Here is a 21,110-nt window from a genome sequence, read left to right as displayed (position 1 = left end):
GACATGGCTGACGATCAGAAACTCCTCGACTACCTCAAGAAGGTCACGGCCGACCTGCAGCAGACCCGCAAACGGCTGCAGGACGCCGAGGCCAAGTCCACCGAACCGATCGCGATCGTCGCGATGGCCTGCCGGTTCCCCGGCGGCATCACCACGCCCGAGCAGCTGTGGGAGCTGGTCGCGCAGGGCCGTGACGCCATCACCGGCATGCCCACCGACCGCGGCTGGGACCTCGAGGAACTGCACGGCGACCCCAGCGAACCCGGCTCGAGCTACGTGCACGAGGGCGGTTTCCTCGACGGTGCCGGGCTCTTCGACCCCGGCTTCTTCGGGCTGTCGCCGATGGAGGCCGAAGGCACCGACCCGCAGCAACGCCTGGTGCTCGAGGTCTGCTGGGAGGCGCTGGAGCGGGCCGGGATCGTGCCGGACACGTTGCGCGGCAAGGACGTCGGCGTGTACATGGGGTCGGGCATCCAGGACTACGGCGACTTCGCCGAAGGCGTCCCGGAGGCCGTCGAGGCGTACATGGCCACGGCGAAGGCCGCGTCGGTGATCTCCGGTCGCGTCTCCTACACCCTCGGCCTGCAAGGTCCGGCGTTCACCGTCGACACGGCGTGCTCGTCGTCGCTGGTGTCCATCCACCTGGCCACACAGGCGTTGCGCAACGACGAGTGCTCGCTGGCGTTGGCCGGCGGTGTGATGATCATGTCCACCGCGTCGCCGTTCGTGGCGTTCTCCAAGCAGAAGGGGCTCGCACCCAACGGCCGGTGCAAGCCGTTCTCCGACGACGCCGACGGCACCGGCTGGGCCGAGGGCGCGGGCGTCGTGCTGCTGGAGAAGCTGTCGGACGCCAAGCGCAACGGGCACGACATCCTCGCGGTCATCAAGGGCAGCGCGCTCAACCAGGACGGTGCCTCCAACGGCCTGACCGCGCCGAGCGGTCCCGCGCAGCAGAAGGTGATCCGCCAGGCGCTGGCCAACGCGCAGGTGCCCGCGTCCCAAGTGGACATCGTGGAGGCGCACGGCACCGGCACCAAGCTCGGTGACCCGATCGAGGCGCAGGCGCTGCTCGCCACGTACGGCAAGGACCGCCCGGCCGGCAAGCCGTTGTGGCTCGGGTCGTTCAAGTCCAACATCGGCCACGCCCAGGGCGCCGCCGGCGTCGGCGGCGTGATCAAGATGGTCATGGCGCTGCGCAACGGGGTCATGCCCAAGACGTTGCACGTCGGCACGCCGACCTCGCACGTGGACTGGACGGCCGGTGCCGTCGAACTGCTGACCGAGCAGCGCGAGTGGGTGCGTGGCGAGCACCCGCGCCGCGGCGCCGTGTCGGCGTTCGGGTTGTCCGGCACCAACGCGCACGTGATCCTGGAAGAGGCGGCGCCGTCGGTGGTCGTCGAGTCCGAAGCGACCGAACCCGTGGTGGCGGCGCCGGTGCTGCCGCTGCTGGTGACCGGGCGCAGCACGCTCGCCGTGCAGGGCCAGGCGGCCCGGCTCGCGGAGTTCCTGCGCGCCAACCCTGACGTTCCGGTTGCCGATGTGGCGAACACCGTCCTGCAGGGGCGCACGGCCTTCGACTACCGGGCCGTCGTGTTCGACGACGACCGGGACGCGACCCTGGCCGGGCTTGACACGCTGGCCGAGGGCGGCAAGGCGCCGAACCTGGTGCGCGGCAACACCAACTCCCGCTCGCCGGTGGTGTTCCTGTTCCCCGGCCAGGGTTCGCAGTGGCTGGGCATGGCGGTCGAACTGATCGAGACCGCACCCGCGTTCGCCGCGCGGTTGCGTGAATGCGCCGACGCGTTGTCGAACTACGTCGAGTGGGACCTGTTCGACGTGCTGAACGGGGTCGAAGGCGCGCCCACCTTCGCCGAGGTCGACGTCGTGCAGCCCGTGCTGTGGGCCGTCATGGTGTCGCTGGCCGAGCTGTGGCGGTCCTTCGGCGTCGAACCCGCCGCCGTCGTCGGGCACTCGCAGGGTGAGATCGCGGCCGCGTGCGTCGCCGGTGCGTTGTCGCTGGACGACGGGGCCAAGGTCGTCGCGCTGCGCAGCCAGGTGATCCGCCGCGACCTCGCCGGGCGCGGCGGCATGATGTCGGTCGCGCTGCCCTCGACCCGCGTGCACGAGCTGATCGCCGAGCGCTACGAAGGCCGGCTGCAGGTCGCGGTGGTCAACAGTCCCAACTCGACGGTCGCTTGTGGACACGTGGACGCGCTCGACGAGTTCTACGACTACCTGACCGGCGAGGGCATCCAGGCCCGCAAGATCCCGGTGGACTACGCGTCGCACTCGATGTTCGTCGAGGAGATCCGCGACCAGCTGGCCGCGACCCTCGGCGAGATCCACCCGCGCGCCACCGACGTCCAGTTCTACTCCACGGTCATCGCCGAACCGATCGACACGACCAGGCTGACCAGCGACTACTGGTACGAGAACCTGCGCAACACCGTGCGGTTCGAGGACACCACGCGGGCGCTGCTGGCCGACGGCATCACCACGTTCATCGAGTGCAGCCCGCACCCCGGCCTGTTGGTCGGGCTCGGCGAGACGGTCGCGGACGCGGGGGCATCGGCCACCGCGGTGGGGTCGCTGCGCCGTCAGGAAGGCGGACTGCGCCGGGTCGTCATCTCGCTGGCCGAGGCGTGGGCCGGCGGCGCGTCCGTCGACTGGTCGCAGTTCTACGGCAGCGCGACCGTGCCGGTCGGCGATCTGCCGACGTACGCGTTCCAGCACGAGCACTACTGGGCCCAGCCGCCCGCCGGCACCGGCGACGTCGCCGCGGCCGGGCTCGACGACGCCGAGCACCCGCTGCTCGGCGCCATCGTGTCCTCGCCCGAGGCCGGCGGGCTGGTCTTCACCGGGCGGCTCGCCGCGAGTTCCGTGCCGTGGCTCACCGATCACCGCGTCGGTGACGTGATCTTCTTCCCCGGCACCGGTTTCGTCGAGCTGGCGATCCGCGCGGGCGACCAGGTCGGCTGCGACACCGTGCAGGACCTCACGCTGGAGGCGCCGCTCGTGGTGCCCGACAGCGGCGGGATCGCCGTGCAGGTCGTGGTCGGGCCGGACGAGGCCGGGACCCGCGCGCTCAGCGTGCACTCGCGGTCCGACGACGGCTCGTGGACCCGGCACGCCACCGGCACCCTCGGCTCCGGTGGCGGCTCCGGTGGCGGCGCGGCCGAGACGCTTACCGAGTGGCCGCCTGCCGCTGAACCCGTTGATCTGCAGGGGTTCTACGCGAAGGTCGCCGAGGAGGGCCTGAACTACGGGCCGGCCTTCCAGGGCCTGAAGTCGGCGTGGAAATCGGGCAACGACATCTACGCCGAGGTTTCGCTGCCGGGTGACGCCGAGGGTTATGGCCTGCACCCGGCCCTGCTGGATGCCGCCCTGCACACGGTCGCGTTGACCGGGGTGGCCGGTGCGGCCCTGCCGTTCGCCTGGTCGGGTGTCTCGCTGCAGGCCGTCGGCGCGGCGAGCGTGCGGGTGCACGTGCGATCGATCGGCGACGGCGAGGTGTCGGTCGCACTGGCCGACAGCGCGGGTGCGCCGGTCGCGTCGATCGATTCCCTTGTCCTGCGGCCGATCTCGGCCGACGCGCTCGCCGCGACCCAGACCACCGCCAACGACGCGTTGTTCCGGATCGACTGGACCGAGATCCCGGTGCCCAAGGCCGATCCGGCCACGCCGGAGGTCTTCGCGCCCAACCCCGGCACGGACGCGGCCGCGGTGCACGCGGCGGTGACCGAAACGCTCGGTGTCGTGCAGGCTTGGCTGGAGCAGGACGAAAGCGACCTGCCGCTGGTCATCCGCACCCACGGCGCGATCGCGCTCGGCGGGGAGGACGTCACCGACTTCGCGGGTGCGGCTGTCTGGGGTCTCGTCCGCTCGGCGCAGTCGGAGAACCCGAACCGGCTTGTGCTGCTCGACGGCACCGACGCCGACGTCTCGCTCGCCCTCGCGACCGGGGAACCGCAGGTCGTGGTGCGCGGTGGCGTGGTGCGTGCCGCGCGGCTCGTCCGGGCGTCGGCCGCGGCGACGGAGCCGACCCAGTTCGACGGGACCGTGCTGCTCACCGGCGGCACCGGCATGCTCGGTGCGCTCTTCGCCAAGCACCTGGTCACCACGCGCGGTGTCCGCAAGCTGCTGCTCACCAGCCGCCGCGGCCTGGACGCCACCGGCGCGCCGGAACTCGCCGCGGAACTGACCGAACTCGGTGCCGAGGTGGAGATCGCGGCCTGCGACGTCGCCGACCGCGACGCCCTCGCCGCGCTGCTGGACGGCCGCGCCATCGGGGCGGTGTTCCACCTGGCCGGTGCGCTGGACGACGGCACGATCGGCTCGCTCACCCCCGATCGGGTCGACGCGGTGCTGCGCCCCAAGGTCGACGCGGTGCTGAACCTGCACGAGCTGGTCGGCGACGTGAGTGCGTTCGTGCTGTTCTCGTCGGTCGCCGGGGTGTTCGGCAACCCGGGCCAGGGCAACTACGCCGCGGCCAACGCGTTCCTCGACGGCCTCGCCGCGCACCGCCGCGCCCACGGCCAACCGGGACTGGCGCTGGCCTGGGGTTTCTGGGACCAGGCCTCGGAGATGACCGGCAAGCTCACCGGGTCGCAACGCACCCGCATCTCGCAGGGTGGCGTCTTCGGCATCACCGCCGAAGAGGGCGTGGCCCTCTACGACGCGGCCGAGGCGTCCGGCGAATCCCTTGTGGTGCCGGTGAAACTGGACCTGCCCGGGCTGCGAGCCCAAGGCGTGCGCGAGCTCTTCCACACGCTCATCCCCACCGTGCGGCGGCGCAAGGCGGGCGCGAAGGTCGAGTCGAGCGCGCTGCAACAGAAGCTTGCCGGGCTCGGCGACAAGGACCGCGAGCAGGTGCTGCTCGACCTGGTGCTCGGCCAGGTCGCGGTCGTGCTCGGGTTCAGCTCGGCCAACGCGGTCGAGTCCGACCGGGCGTTCAAGGAGCTGGGCTTCGACTCACTGCGTGCGGTCGAGTTCCGCAACGGGGTGGCCGAGGCCGTCGGGCTGAAGCTGCCCGCGACCGTGGTCTTCGACTACCCGAACCCGATCGCCCTGTCGCGCTACCTGCTCGGCGAGCTGGCGGGCGTCGGCGAAACCAAGCGCGGGCCCGTCGCCACCAAGGCCGCGTCGGACGAGCCCATCGCGATCGTGGCCATGAGCTGCCGGTACCCCGGCGGCATCACCTCGCCCGAGGACCTGTGGCGGATGGTGGCCGACGGCGTCGACGTGATCGGCGAGTTCCCGAACGACCGCGGCTGGGACCTGCCCAAGCTCATCGACACCAGCGCCACCCGGCCCGACACGTGTTACGTCGACCGCGGCGGCTTCCTGCCCGACGCCGGCGGGTTCGACCCGTCGTTCTTCGGGATCAGCCCGAACGAGGCGTTGATCATGGACCCGCAGCAGCGGCTGGTGCTGGAGACGACGTGGGAGGCCCTGGAACGGGCGGGTATCGACCCGTTGTCGCTGAAGGAAAGCAACACCGGGGTCTTCCTCGGGATGATGTACCACGACTACGCGCACAACAAGAGCACCGGCGGCATCGCGTCCGGCCGGGTCTCCTACGTGCTCGGCCTGGAGGGCCCGGCGGTCACCGTCGACACGGCCTGCTCGTCGTCGTTGGTGTCGCTGCACCTGGCCGCGCAGGCGCTGCGCTCCGGTGAGTGCTCGCTGGCGATCGCCGGCGGTGTCGCGGTGATGTCCTCACCCGAGGTGTTCGTCGAGTTCTCGCGGCAGCGGGGCCTGTCGAAGGACGGCGTGTGCCGGTCGTTCGCGGGGGCCGCGGACGGCGCGGTCTGGTCCGAGGGCGTCGGCATCCTGTTGGTGGAGCGGCTCTCCGACGCGCAGCGGCTCGGGCACGAGGTGCTCGCCGTCGTGCGGGGCAGCGCGGTCAACCAGGACGGCGCGTCCAACGGGCTCACCGCGCCCAACGGCCCGTCGCAGCAGCGGGTCATCCAGCAGGCGCTGGCCAACGCCGGCTTGTCCACTTCGGACATAGATGCGGTGGAAGCGCACGGGACCGGTACTACGCTGGGCGACCCGATCGAGGCGCAGGCGCTGCTGGCGACCCTGGGCCAAGATCGATCCGAGCCGCTCTACCTGGGCTCGATCAAGTCGAACATGGGGCACGCGCAGGCCGCGGCCGGCGTCGCGGGCGTGATCAAGATGGTCGAGGCCATCCGGCACGGCGTGCTGCCGAAGACGTTGCACGTCGACGAGCCGACCCCGCACGTGGACTGGTCCGCGGGTGCGGTCGAGCTGATCACCGAGGCCCGGGAGTGGCCATCGGTCGACCGGCCGCGGCGCGCGGGCATCTCGTCGTTCGGCATCTCGGGCACCAACGCCCACGTGATCATCGAGGCCGCGCCCGCGGTCGCCGCCGCCGAGACGGTGACGACGGTGACCGCGGACCTGCCCGCGGTCCCGTGGGTGCTGTCGGCGAAGAGCCCGGAAGCGTTGGCGGAGCTGGCTTCCCGGGTCGCCACGGCCGAAGGGTCGGTGACCGACATCGGCTGGTCGCTGGTCTCGACGCGCACGGGGCTGGACTACCGGGCCGCGGTCGTCGGGGCCGAACGAGAAGAGCTGTTAACTGGATTAACAAGCATCGCCAACGGCACGCCGTCCGGGTCCGTGGTGCGCGGGATCGCGCGGTCGGCCGGGGCGACGGCGTTCCTGTTCACCGGTCAGGGCGCGCAACGGACGGGGATGGGCCGCGAGCTGTACGACGCGTTCCCGGTGTTCGCCGCGACCTTCGACGCCGCGGTGTCCGAACTGGACAGGCACCTCGATCGCCCGCTTCGCGAGGTCGTCTGGGGCGCCGATGCGGAGCTGCTGTCCCAGACCGTCTACACGCAGGCCGGGTTGTTCGCGATCGAGGTCGCGCTCTACCGGCTGGTGCAGTCGTGGGGGGTGCGGGCCGACTACGTGGCCGGGCACTCCATCGGTGAGATCGCGGCCGCCCACGTGGCCGGCGTGTTCTCGCTGGCCGACGCCGCGACGCTGGTCGCGGCGCGGGGCTCGCTGATGCAGGCGTTGCCGCCGGGTGGCGCGATGGTCGCGGTCCAGGCCACCGAGGAAGAGGCACGGCCGTACCTGACCGAGTCGCTGTCGATCGCTGCGGTGAACGGCCCCGACTCGGTGGTGATCTCGGGTGGCGCGGACGCCGTGGCCGAGGTGGCCAACCGGTTCGCCGCCGAGGGCCGCAAGCACTCGAAGCTCAAGGTGTCGCACGCGTTCCACTCGGTGCTGATGGAGCCGATGCTCGCCGACTTCCAGGCGGCCATCGAGCACCTGACCTACGCCGAGCCGACGCTGCCGGTGGTGTCCAATGTGACCGGTGCCCTGGCCGAGGAGCTGGCCACGCCCGAGTACTGGGTGCGCCACGTCCGGGAGGCCGTCCGGTTCGCCGACGGCATCAAGTTCCTCGAAACCCAAGGCGTGACCCGGTTCCTGGAGCTCGGCCCGGACGCGATCCTCACCGGGATGGCGCAGCAGTCGGCCGGTTCGGCGACCCTCGTGCCGATCCTGCGGCGCAACCGGCCGGAGGCCACGACCGCGGTCACCGCGCTCGCGCAACTGCACGCGGTCGGTGTTTCGGTTGATTGGCAAGCGTTCTACGCGGGCACCGGAGCGCGCAGGGTCGAGTTGCCGACTTACCCGTTCCAGCACTCGTGGTTCTGGGAGTTCGACGTCGTCGCCGAGGACCCGGAGTCCATCGGGCTCGAGTCGGCGGCGCACCCGCTGCTCGGCGCGATCGTCCCGGCGCCCGAGGCGGGTGGCGTCACGCTCACCGGCCGGATCTCCGCGTCGGCGCAGCCGTGGCTGGCCGACCACGCCGTCGGCGAGACGATCCTGTTCCCCGGCACGGGTTTCGTGGAGCTGGCCTTGCAGGCCGGTGAGCACCTGGGCCACGACACGATCACCGAGCTGACGCTGGAAGCACCGCTGGTGCTCACCGAGCAGAGCGCGGCCGCGGTGCAGGTCACGGCGGACGCCGACGGCACGGTCAAGGTGTACTCCCGCACCGACGACGGCGACTGGGTCCGGCACGGGACCGGCACCCTCGGCGCGAGCGACGCGCCGGCGTTCGACCTGAGCGCGTGGCCGTCGGCCGGTGAACCCCTGGACATCGACGCGTTCTACGACGGCATGGCCGAGGCGGGGCTGGCCTACGGCCCGGTCTTCCAAGGCCTGCGTGCCGCGTGGAAGGCCGAGGACGGCACGGTGTACGCCGACGTCTCGCTGCCCGAGGACGTGTCGCCGGAGGGATTCGGCGTGCACCCGGCGCTGCTGGACGCGACCTTGCACACGGTCGCGTTGAGCGGGGTGACCGGCGACCAGGCGGCGCTGCCGTTCAGCTGGTCGGACGTCACGCTCTACGCGACCGGGGCCTCGGCCGTGCGGGTGCGGGCGATCCCGCGGGGCGAGAACGAGATCACCGTCGAGGTGGCCGACGCGTCCGGGCAACCGGTCGCGCGGATCGGATCCCTGGTGCTGCGGCCGATCGCGCCGGAGCAGCTGGCGGCCACGAAGTCCCAGGACCTGTACCGGGTCGAGTGGACGCCGGTCGCGCCGAACGCGGCGCGGCTGATCGAGGTCGTGGTCTTCGACAGCACGCCCGGCACCGACGCCGAAGCCGTGCACGACGCGGTGAAGGCGGCCCTCGCCCGGCTGCAGGCCGCGGACGAGGCCACGCTGGTGGTCCGCACGCAGGGTGCCATCGCGCTGCACGGCGAGGACGTCACCGACCTGGCCGGTGCCGCGGTGTGGGGCCTCGTGCGCTCGGCTCAGTCGGAGGGCGCCAACGTCGTGCTGGTCGACGGCAGCTCGGAGGACGTGGCCCCGGCCGTGGCCACCGGCGAGGTGCAGGTCGTGGTGCGCGGCGGCACGCCGTACGCACCGCGTCTGGTCAAGGTGCCCGCCACCGACGCCACGCCCGCGAACTACGACGGCACCGTGCTCATCACCGGCGGCACCGGCACGCTGGGCCGGATCTTCGCCAAGCACGTGATCACCGCACGCGGTGCCCGCAAGGTCCTGCTGACCAGCCGTCGCGGGCCGGCCGCCGAGGGTGCGCCGAAGCTGGTCGAGGAGCTGACCGCCCTCGGTGCCGAGGTTTCGGTGGTGGCCTGCGACGCCGCCGACCGCTCCGCGTTGGCCGCGGTGCTCGACGGCCAGGACGTGCGCACGGTCATCCACCTGGCCGGGTTCCTCGACGACGGGGTCATCGGCTCGCTCACGCCCGAGCGGGTGGACGCGGTACTGCGGCCCAAGGTCGACGCCGCGCTGAACCTGCACGCCTTGGTCGGAGACGCCGAGTTCATCGTGTTCTCCTCGGCCGCCGGGGTGCTGGGCAACCCGGGCCAGGGCAACTACGCCGCGGCCAACGCCTTCCTCGACGGGCTCGCCGCACACCGGCGCGCCGCCGGGCAGCCGGCGCAGGCGCTGGCGTGGGGCGTGTGGGCCACCGACGACGGCATGTCCGCCGACCAGGACCGCATGCGGCGCACCGGCATCGACACGATCGACGCCGCCCTCGGCACCGCGTTGTTCGACGCGGCGGCCGGCGTGGACGCGGCGGCGCTGGTGCCGATCCGCATCAACGCCAAGGAGCTGACCGGCGAGGTGCCGGACATGCTGCGCGGCCTGGTCCGCACCCGGGTCCGCCGCGAGGCGGGTGCGGCGGGCACTGCCGACTCCTTCCGCCAGCGGATGGCCGGTCTGTCCGAAGAGGACCGGAAGGCCGAGTTGCTCGAGCTGGTGCGGGCGCACGCGGCGGCCATCCTCGGCCACGCCGGAGCGGACGCCATCGAGCCGGACCTCGCGTTCAAGGAGCTGGGTTTCGACTCGCTGGCCGCTGTCGAGTTCCGCAACGGGCTGGTCGAGGCCACCGGGCTCAAGCTGCCCGCGACGCTGGTCTTCGACTACCCGAACTCGCTGGTGCTGGCCGAGCACTTCGCCGAGGAGCTGCGACCGGCCGGCACCGAGGAGGACCGGATCCGGCTGGCCATCGCGGCGATCCCGATGCAGCGGCTCAAGGAAGCGGGCCTGCTCGACGGGCTGCTCGACCTTGCCGGGATCAAGGGCGCCTCGACCGGGGAGCCGGAGCCTGAGCAGGACTCGACCGCCCAAGGCCCGACTGCACAGGAGATCGACGAATTGGACACCGACGCGCTGATCAACATGGCGCTCGACGGTGGCCTGGACGACGACGCCATGACGGAAGTGTGAGACACCGATGGGCAACCCCGATGAGAAGCTGGTCGCCGCACTCCGCGCAGCGCTGAAGGAGTCCGACCGGCTGCGGACCACCAATCGCAAGTTAGCCGCCGCCGCTCGGGAGCCCATCGCGATCGTGGCGATGAGCTGCCGCTACCCGGGCGGGGTGGGCTCGCCGGAGGACCTGTGGCGGCTCGTCGCCGACGGCGTGGACGCGGTGTCGTCGTTCCCGGTGAACCGGGGCTGGGACACCGCGGCCGTGTTCGACCCGACGGGCGAGCGGCCGGGCACCAGCTACACCGACCAGGGCGGCTTCCTGCACACCGCGGGCGAGTTCGACCCGGCGTTCTTCGGGATCAGCCCTAACGAGGCGCTGATCATGGACCCCCAGCAGCGGTTGCTGCTGGAGGCGTCGTGGGAGGCGTTCGAGCGAGCCGGTATCGACCCGGCGGGCCTCAAGGGCAGCAACACCGGCGTGTTCGCCGGGATGATGTACCACGACTACGTCCACAACAACGCCACCGGTTCGATCGCGTCCGGGCGCGTCTCGTACGTGTTCGGGTTCGAGGGTCCGTCGATCACCGTGGACACCGCGTGCTCGTCGTCGCTGGTGACGCTGCACCTCGCGGCGCAGGCGCTGCGGTCGGGGGAGTGCTCGCTCGCCCTCGCCGGCGGCGTCGCGGTCATGTCGACACCCGAGGTGTTCGTCGAGTTCTCGCGCCAGCGCGGGCTGGCTCGCGATGGGCGCTGCAAGTCGTTCTCGGGATCCACCGACGGCACCGGCTGGTCCGAGGGTGTCGGCATGCTGTTGCTGGAGAAGCTTTCCGACGCCAAGCGCAACGGGCACCCGATCCTGGCGGTGGTGCGCGGCAGCGCCATCAACCAGGACGGTGCGTCCAACGGGCTCACCGCCCCCAACGGGCCGTCGCAGCGCCGGGTGATCAAGGCGGCGCTGGCCAACGCCGGACTGTCCTCCGCGGACATCGACCTGATCGAGGCCCACGGCACCGGGACCACGCTCGGCGATCCCATTGAGGCACAAGCGCTCTTGTCGACTTATGGACAAGAGCGGCCGGCCGACCGGCCGGTGTGGCTGGGGTCGTTGAAGTCGAACATCGGGCACTCGCAGGCCGCGGCCGGGGTCGGCGGGATCATCAAGGTGGTCCAGGCCATCCGCAACGGCGTGCTGCCGAAGACCTTGCACGTCACCGAACCCACGCCCCAGGTCGACTGGACCGAGGGCGCGGTCGAGCTGCTCACCGAGTCGCGGCCGTGGCCGTCCACGGAGGGGCCGCGCCGCGGTGCGGTGTCGTCGTTCGGCCTGTCCGGCACCAACGCGCACGTCATCATCGAGCAGGCACCAGCCATCGAGGACGAGCCGGTCGAGGTCACGGCCACGCTGCCGCGCATCCCGTGGCTCCTGTCGGCCAAGACGCCGGAAGCGTTGTCCGCCCAGGCTTCCCGGCTGCTCGACGCTCCCGGGGACGCGCTCGACATCGCGTACTCGCTGGCGACCACCCGGGTGCCGTTCGAGCACCGCGCGTGTGTCGTCGGTTCACAGAAGGAAGAGCTGTTAACTGGATTAACAGGCTTCACCAAGAATGCGGTCCGCAAGGGCAAGACCGCGTTCCTGTTCACCGGTCAGGGCGCGCAGCGGATCGGGATGGCGCGTGACCTGCATGCCGCGTACCCGGTGTTCGCCGCCGCGTTCGATGCGGCGCTGGCGGAGCTGGACCAGCACCTGGACCGGCCGTTGCGTGCGGTGATCTGGGGCGAGGACGCTGAGCTGTTGTCGCAGACGCAGTACACGCAGACGTCGTTGTTCGCGATCGAGGTGGCGCTGTACCGGCTGGTCGAGTCGTGGGGGGTGAAGCCGGACTTCCTGGCGGGGCACTCGATCGGTGAGATCGCGGCCGCGCACGTGGCCGGGGTCCTGTCGCTGGCCGATGCGGCGAAGTTGGTCGCGGCTCGTGGTCGGTTGATGCAGGCGTTGCCGTCGGGTGGCGCGATGATCGCGATTCAGGCGACGGAGGACGAGGTGCGTCCGCACCTCACCGAGCGCGTGGACATCGCCGCGGTCAACGGCCCGCGGTCGGTCGTGATCTCCGGTGATGCCGAGGCCGCGCAAGCGGTTGCCGACCAGTTCGCCGACCGCAAGTCCACGCGGCTGAAGGTGTCGCACGCGTTCCACTCGGTGCTGATGGAACCAATGCTCGACGACTTCCGCGCGGTCGCCGCCGGGCTCACCTACAACCAGCCGTCCATCCCGATCGTCTCCGGCGAACTCGCCGACGTGACGACGCCTGTTTACTGGGTCAACCACGTCCGGGACGCCGTGCGGTTCGCCGACAGCGTGAGCTTCCTCGAGGCGCAAGGTGTCTCGAAGTTCCTGGAGCTGGGCCCGGACGCGATCCTGGCCGGGATGGCGCAGGAGATCGTTCCGGAGCGGCCGGTCATCCCGGTCCTGCGGCGCAACCGCGACGAGGCGACGACCGCGCTGGCCGCGCTCGGTCAGCTGTGGGCCGCCGGTTACCCGGTCGACTGGGCGGAGTTCTTCGCGGGCACCGGCGCCAAGAAGATCGACCTGCCCACCTACGCCTTCCAGCACGAGCTCTACTGGCTGACCGACGAGCGCGAAGGCGGCGACGCGAGCACGTTCGGGCTCACCGCCGCCGACCACCCGCTGCTCGGCGCCACCTTGTCGCTGGCCGACCCGGACACGACTGTCCTCACCGGACGGTTGTCGCTCGGCACGCACGGCTGGATCGCCGACCACGACGTGCTCGGCAGCGTCCTCGTCCCCGGCACCGGTTTCGTCGAGATGGCGATCCGCGCCGGGGACCAGGTCGGCTGCGACGTCGTCGACGAGCTCACCCTGCAGGCGCCGTTGGTCCTGCCCGAGCACGGCGCCGTCGCCGTGCAGGTCGTGGTCGGCAGCGTCGACAACACCGGCCGCCGCCCGATCGGGATCTTCTCGCGGGCCGAGGGCAGCGACGACCCGTGGTTGCAGCACGCCCAGGGCCTGCTCGCGACCGGCGCCGCCCCACCGGCGGTCCTGACCGCGTGGCCGCCACCCGGCGCCACCGCGATCGACGTGGAAGGTGCGTACGCACTGCTGGTCGAACGCGGCTATGGCTACGGCCCGGTGTTCCAGGGCCTCAAGGCCGCGTGGACGTCCGGCGAGGAGATCTTCGCCGAGGTCGCGCTGCCCGAGTCCGCGCACGGCGACGCGGCCAAGTTCGGTCTGCACCCGGCATTGCTGGACGCTGCCATGCACGTCGCGTTGATCGACGACGGCTCCGGCACGTCCGAGTCCACCGTTCTGCCGTTCGCCTGGACCGGGGTCGCCCTGCACGCCGCCGGCGCGTCCGCGCTGCGGGTGCGCATCGCGCCGAACGGCCAGGACAATGTCACCGTCGCGGTCGCCGACACCACCGGCTCGCCGGTGCTGACCATCGGCGCGCTGGTCTCCCGGCCGGTGTCCGCCGAACAGCTCGCGCAGCGCGACGAATCGCTGTGGGGTGTGGCCTGGCAACCGATCCCGACGCCGGAACCCGTTGCGGCGCCGAACTTCTACGAGGTCCCGTCGACCGAGGGCGACGTGCTCGCCGCCGTCCGCGCCACGACCCACCAGGTGCTCGACGTGCTGCAGCAGGAGCACGACGGCCCATTGGTGATCCTCACCCGCGGTGCGGTCGGTGACGAACCCGAGCTCGCGCAGGCGCCCGTGTGGGGGCTCGTGCGTGCCGCGCAGGCGGAGAACCCCGGCCGATTCGTGCTGGCCGACACGGACGACTCGATCGACACCGCCGACGCGGTCGCGCTGGCCGCCGGAGCCGGCGAGCCCGAGGTGCGGGTGCGTGACGGCAAGCTGGAAGTGCCGCGCCTGACCAAGGTCGCCATCCCCGACGAGAGCACCGACTTCGGTGACGGCACGGTGCTGGTCACCGGCGGCACCGGCGGGCTCGGCGGCGTGGTCGCGAAGCACCTGGTCGCCGCCCGTGGCGTGCGGAAACTCGTGCTCACCAGCCGCCGCGGTCTCGCCGCGCCCGGCGCGGCCGAACTGGCCGAGGAGCTGACCACGCTCGGCGCCGAGGTCACCGTGGCGGCCTGCGACGCCGCCGACCGCGCGTCGCTCGAAGCCGTGCTCGACGGCATCGACGACCTGACCGGCATCGTGCACGCGGCCGGGGTCGGCGACAACGGCGTGATCAGCGCGCTGACGCCCGAACGCATCGACGCGGTGCTGGGCCCGAAGGCCGATGCCGCGTGGCACCTGCACGAGCTGACCCGCGACCGCGACTTGCGCGTGTTCGCCATGTTCTCCAGTGCCGGTGGCATGGTTCTCGCCGCCGGGCAAGGGAACTACGCGGCCGCGAACGTCTTCCTCGACGCACTTGCCACCCACCGCCGGGCCAACGGCTTGCCCGCGACCGCCCTCGCCTACGGCCTCTGGACCGGCGCCGGCATGGGCCAGTACCTCGCCGACGCCGACCTCGCCCGCATGAAGCGCCAAGGCCTGCCCGCGCTCACTGTCGAGGACGGGCTCGCGTTGTTCGACGCGGGCATCGACTCCGGCCAGGGCGCGGTCGCCGCACTGCACATCGACCCGGCCGCGCTGGCCGGCCGAAGTGACGAAATCCCTGCCCTGCTGCGGGGCCTGGTCCGGCCGGCCCGCCGCAAGGCCGCGCGCGCCGGCGCCGCCGACGTGTCGGAGCTGTCACGCAAGCTCGCCGGCAAGGAACCGCACGAGCGGGCGAAGATCCTGCTGGAGCTGGTGCGCAACCAGGTCGCGGCGACGCTCGGGCACAGCACGGCCGACGCGATCGAGCCCGACCGCGCGTTCTCCGAGCTCGGCTTCGACTCGCTGAGCGCGGTCGAACTGCGCAACGAGCTCAACAACCTCACCGGTCTCCGGCTGCCCGCGACCCTCGTTTTCGACTACCCGACGGCGCGTTCGGTCGCGTCCTATGTGGACGAGCAGTTCACCGGTTCCGACGACGACGTGCGCCAGACGGTCGCCGTCCAGGCCGATGCCGACGACCCGATCGTCATCGTGTCCATGGCCTGCCGCTACCCGGGCGGGGTCACCAGCCCCGAGGACCTGTGGCAGCTGGTGGTCGACGGTCGCGACGTCATCGGTGAGTTCCCGAACGACCGCGGCTGGAACGTCGGATCCGTCTACGACCCCGAGCCCGGCAAGCCGGGCAAGACCTATGCCAACGAGGGCGGCTTCCTCTACGACGCGGGCGACTTCGACGCCGACCTGTTCGGCGTCGCGCCCAACGAGGCGCTCTACCTCGACCCGCAGCAGCGGTTGCTGCTGGAGGCGTCCTGGGAGGTGTTCGAGCGGGCCGGCATCGACCCGACCTCGCTCAAGGGCACCCGCACCGGCGTGTTCGCGGGCCTGATGTACCACGACTACGCGCAGGGCACGGACGCCGCGGCGACCAGCGGCGGCTCGCTGGTCTCCGGTCGCGTGTCGTACACGCTGGGGCTCGAAGGCCCATCGGTCACAGTGGACACCGCGTGCTCGTCTTCGCTTGTGGCACTGCACTTGGCCGCGCAGGCGGTGCGGTCGGGGGAGTGCCCGATGGCGCTGGCCGGTGGCGTCGCCGTGATGGGCTCGCCGGACATGTTCATCGAGTTCTCGCGCCAGCGCGGGCTCGCGCCGGACGGGCGGTGCAAGTCGTTCGCCGGGACGGCGGATGGTGCGGCCTGGTCCGAAGGCGTCGGCGTGCTGCTGGTCGAGCGCCTGTCGGACGCACGCAGGAACGGGCACCCGGTGCTCGCCGTGCTCAAGGGCATCGCGGTCAACCAGGACGGCGCGTCCAACGGCATGACCGCGCCGAACGGCCCGTCGCAGCGCCGGGTGATCCAGCAGGCGCTGGCCAACGCCGGACTGTCCTATGCGGATGTCGACCTGCTGGAGGCGCACGGCACCGGCACCAAACTCGGCGACCCGATCGAGGCGCAGGCGTTGCTGGCCACCTACGGCCAGGACCGGCCCGAGGGCCGCCCGCTGTGGCTCGGCTCGATCAAGTCGAACATGGGCCACCCGCAGGCCGCGGCCGGCGTCGCCGGGATCATCAAGGTGGTCCACGCCATTCGCGCGGGCGTGCTGCCGAAGACCTTGCACATCGACGAGCCCACGCCGCACGTCGACTGGACGGAGGGCGACGTCGAACTGCTCACCGAGGCGCGGGAGTGGCCGGAGAAGAACGGACCGCGGCGCGCGGGTGTGTCGTCGTTCGGGCTCTCCGGCACCAACGTGCACGTGATCATCGAGGCGGCTCCCGAGGAGAAGACCAAGACCGTCGAGGTCGTGCCGCCACCGGTGGTGCCGGTCGTCGTCACGGGCAAGAGCGCGGCGGCGGTCCAGGCGCAGGCGGCCCGGCTGGCGTCGCATGTGGACGATGCGTCCGTGCTCGACCTCGGCTACTCGTCGCTGACGTCGCGGGCGGTGCTCGACCACCGCGCCGTCGTCGTCGCGGCCGACCGGGAAGGCTTGTTGACTGGGTTAACAGGCATTTCGGCTGGAAACGGAGTTCACGGGCACGCCCGGGCGAGCGGGTCGACCGCATTCCTGTTCACCGGTCAGGGTGCGCAGCGGATCGGGATGGGACGCGAGCTGCATGCCGCGTACCCGGCGTTCGCCACCGCGTTCGACGAGGCGATCGCCGAACTCGACAAGCACCTGGACCGGCCGTTGCGTGACGTGGTCTGGGGCGACGACGCGGAGCTGTTGGCGCAGACCCAGTACACACAGACTTCGCTGTTCGCGATCGAGGTGGCGCTCTACCGGCTGGTCGAGTCGTGGGGCGTGAAGCCGGATTACCTTGCCGGGCACTCGATTGGTGAGATCGCCGCCGCGCACGTGGCCGGGGTTCTCTCGCTGGCCGACGCGGCCAAGCTGGTCGCTGCCCGCGGCCGGTTGATGCAGGCGTTGCCGTCCGGTGGCGCGATGATCGCCATCCAGGCCACCGAAGAAGAGGTGCGCCCCCACCTCACCGACCGGGTCGACATCGCCGCCGTCAACGGTCCGCAAGCCGTTGTCGTGTCGGGTGATGCCGACGCGGCCCAGGCCGTGGCGGATCGGTTCCCGGACCGCAAGTCCACGCGGCTGAAGGTGTCGCACGCGTTCCACTCGGTGCTGATGGAACCGATGCTCGACGAGTTCCGCGCGATCGTCAGCGAGCTGACCTACGCCCTGCCGGAGATCCCGATCGTGTCCGGCGAGCTCGCCGACGTGACGACGCCTGTTTACTGGGTCAACCACGTCCGGGACGCCGTGCGGTTCGCCGACAGCGTGAGGTTCCTGGAGAGCCAAGGCGTGACTCGTTTCCTCGAGCTGGGTCCGGACGCGATCCTCGCCGGGATGGCTCAGCAAAGCACCGAGACGGCGCTGATCGTGCCGATCCTTCGGCGCAACCGTGACGAGGCCACCACGGCCGTCACCGCGATCGGCCAGCTGTGGACCTCCGGTGTCCACGTGGCGTGGGACAAGTACTTCGCCGGTACCGGTGCCAAGCGGGTCGACCTGCCGACCTATGCCTTCCAGCACCAGCGGTTCTGGGTCGTCGGTGACCAGAGCGGCGGCGATCCCACGTCGTTCGGTCTGGCCGTCGCCGATCACCCGCTGCTCGGCGCGGCGGTCCCGCTCGCTGGGAGCGACGGCCTGGTCCTCAGTGGACGGCTGTCACTCGACACGCACGGCTGGATCGCCGACCACGACATCCTGGGCAGCGTCCTGCTCCCCGGCACCGGGTTCGTCGAGCTCGCGATCCAGGCCGGTGACCAGGTCGGCTGCGACGTCATCGAAGAGCTCACGCTGCAGGCGCCGCTGGTCATGCCCGAAGGTGCCCCGGTGTCCGTGCAGGTCGTGATCGGCGACCCGGACGAGACCGGTCGCCGCACCATCGGCATCTACTCCCGTACCGGCGACGACCCGTGGTTGCAGCACGCCGACGGTCTGCTGGGCACCGGAGCAGGCGGCGCCGCCGCCGACCTCACGCAATGGCCGCCCGCGGGGGCCGAGACCGCCGACGTCAGCGACGTCTACGATGTGCTGCTCGGCCGCGGTTACGGCTACGGCCCGGTCTTCCAGGGTCTCAAGAAGGCGTGGACGGTCGGCGACGACATCTACGCCGAGATCGAACTGCCCGAGGAAGCCCACGGCGACGCCGCCCGCTACGGCATCCACCCGGCCCTGCTCGACGCGTCGATGCACGCGTTGAGCGTCAGCGGCGGTGGTGAGGACGGGAAACCGGCGCTGCCGTTCTCCTGGGGCGGTGTCCGGCTGCACGCGGTGGGCGCCAAGGCGTTGCGGGTCCGGCTCACCTGGCCCGACGACAACGCCGTGGCCATCCACGTGGCCGACGCGTCCGGTGCGCCGGTCTTGTCGGTCGACGCGCTGACCCTGCGCGCCATCTCCGCCGAGCAGCTGGGCGGCTCCGCCGACGACGACCTGCTCGCCGTCGAGTGGAAGCCGGTGACCACCGCGGCCGGTCTGCCCTCGTGGACGGCCTGGGGCGAGGGCACCGATGAGCACGTGGTCTTCGACTGCGTCACCGCCGGCGCGGGCGTGCTCGCCGACGTCCGGACGCTCACCCACCAGGTGCTGGACGTCGTGCAGCGCTTCCTCGCCGACGACGCCCACGCCGGGTCCACGCTGGTCGTGGTCACCCACGGCGGGGTATCGGTGGCGGGTGAGGATGTCGACCCGGTGCAGGTGCCGGTCTGGGGCCTGCTGCGTTCGGCGCAGGCGGAGAACCCCGGCCGGTTCGTGCTCGCCGACGTGGACGGGTTCCCCGAGGCCATTGCCGTCGCGATCGCCTCCGGCGAGCCCGAGGTCGCCGTGCGCGACGGCATCGCGCACGCGCCACGGCTCGCGCCGGTGCCCGCGGTCGAGGACACGCTGGTCTGGGATCCCGACGGCGCCGTGCTGATCACCGGCGGCACCGGTGGGCTGGGCGCGGTCATCGCCCGGCACCTGGTCGCCGACCGCGGCGTCCGGCACCTGGTGCTGACCAGCCGCCGCGGCCTCGACGCCGACGGCGCGCCGGAGCTGGCCGAGGAGCTGACCGGGCTCGGCGCCACGGTGTCCATTGTGGCCTGTGACGTGTCCGATCGGGACGCCGTCGCCGCCTTGCTGGCGAGCATCGAGCAGCCGCTGTTCGGGGTCGTGCACGCGGCCGGGGTCGGCGACAACGGCCTGATCACCGCGCTCACACCGGAGCGGATCGACGCGGTGCTCGGTCCGAAGGCCGATGCCGCCTGGCACCTGCACGAGCTGGCCGGCGACGTCCGCGTGTTCGCGATGTTCGCCAGCGCCGGTGGCATGGTTCTCGCCGCCGGGCAAGGGAACTACGCCGCGGCCAACACCTTCCTCGAAGGCCTCGCGTTGCACCGGGCCGCGCAAGGACGGCCCGCGACCTCGCTGGCCTACGGGTTGTGGACCGGCGCCGGCCTGGGTCAGTACCTGGGCGACGCCGACCTGCAACGCATGCGCCGCCAGGGCCTGCCCGCGCTGGAACCGGCCGAAGGCGTCGCGTTGTTCGACGCCGGTGTCGGGTCCGGGCGTGCGGCCCTGGTCCCGCTGAAGGTGGACAAGGCGGCGCTGCGGGCCCGCACCGACGAGATCCCGGCGCTGCTGCGTGGGCTCGCGCCCGCGGTCCGGCGGCGCAGCGTGGTCGCCGCCGTGGACGCGGAATCGTTGTGGCAGAAGCTTTCCGGCGCTTCGGAGGCCGAACAGGAGCAGGCGCTGCGGACGCTGGTGCTCGAGCAGGCGGCGACGCTGCTCGGCCACGCCGACGCGACCGCGGTCGACCCGGAACGCGACTTCCTGGAGTCCGGCTTCGACTCGCTCTCGGCCATGGAACTGCGCAACGGCCTGATGGCCGCGACCGGGTTGCGGCTGCCGCCGATGGTGGTGTTCGACAACAAGAACCCCGCCGAACTGGCCCGTGTCCTGCGTGCCGAGCTGGCGTCGAACCGGCCGCGGTCGGCTCCCGCCGAGGACAAGTCCGCCGAGACGTTGCGTGCGTTGTTCCACGGCGCGATCACGTCCGGAAAGGTGTCCCAGGGCTTCGAACTGTTGCGTGCGGTGGCCGCGATCCGGCCGGCGTTCGAGTCGGCGGATGACCTGGAAGCGTTGCCACGCGGGGTGAACCTCGCCGACGGCCCGGCGTCGCCGCGGCTGATCTGCCTGGCCACGCCGATGGCCACCGGCGGCGTGCACCAGCACGCGCGGCTGGTGTCGCACCTGCAGGGCACACGCAAGATCGTCGGCCTGCCGGTGCCCGGGTTCCTCAACGGCGAGTTGCTGCCCGCGTCGCCGGAAGCGGCGCTGAAGGTGCTCGCGGCGAGCGTGCTCGAGGCCGCCGAGGGTGAGCCGTTCGTGCTGCTGGGCTACTCCTCGGGCGGGACGCTCGCGTACTCGACCGCCGGGTACCTGGAGCAGTCGCTGGGCGTGCGGGCCGCGGGCGTGGTGCTGCTCGACACGTTCCAGGTGCACGACGGTGGCGGCGAGGGCGTGCCGATGGACGACCTGGCGATGGGTCTGTTCGAGAAGGAGGCCGCGTTCGGCACGTTCGACACGGCAAGGCTTTCCGGCATGGGCCGCTGGGTCGAGCTGGTGCCCGCGCTGCCGTCGCCGAAGGTGGCCGCGCCGGTGCTGTTCGTCCAGTGCACGCAGTCGTTCGCCGGCGGTTCCATTGTGGACCTGCCGCCGGCGGCCCGGGCGGCGGCTTGGGAGCCGGAGCACACGACGCGCGAGGTGCGCGCCAACCACTTCACGATCGTCGAGGACGACGCCGAGAAGACCGCGCAGCTCATCGACGAGTGGCTGCGGACCGACACCCATGAGGGGAGCTGAC

The 21,110-nt window shown here is 71.7% G+C and carries 1 protein-coding gene and 1 pseudogene; both read left to right on the top strand.

Annotation, left to right across the window (positions count from 1 at the left end; all coding sequences use genetic code 11):
* Positions 1–3 precede the first annotated feature (3 nt).
* The gene (locus EV186_RS01645; protein WP_133847301.1) at positions 4–10,245 is read left to right on the top strand and encodes a type I polyketide synthase; all 10,242 of its coding nucleotides are present in this window, start codon (positions 4–6) and stop codon (positions 10,243–10,245) included.
* Positions 10,246–10,258: 13 nt separating this feature from the next.
* Positions 10,259–21,109 (top strand): annotated as a pseudogene (locus EV186_RS01640) (SDR family NAD(P)-dependent oxidoreductase); the annotation flags it as partial.
* Position 21,110 lies beyond the last annotated feature (1 nt).

Source organism: Labedaea rhizosphaerae (genome assembly GCF_004362825.1).
GTDB lineage: Bacteria > Actinomycetota > Actinomycetes > Mycobacteriales > Pseudonocardiaceae > Labedaea > Labedaea rhizosphaerae.
The sequence above is the reverse complement of the archived record's forward strand: the minus strand, read 5'-3'. Positions and strand labels throughout refer to the sequence as shown.

Bases quoted from the DNA above. Each gene is read 5' to 3' on its own strand.
- EV186_RS01645 (WP_133847301.1), top strand. From the start codon at position 4: ATGGCTGACGATCAGAAACTCCTCGACTACCTCAAGAAGGTCACGGCC.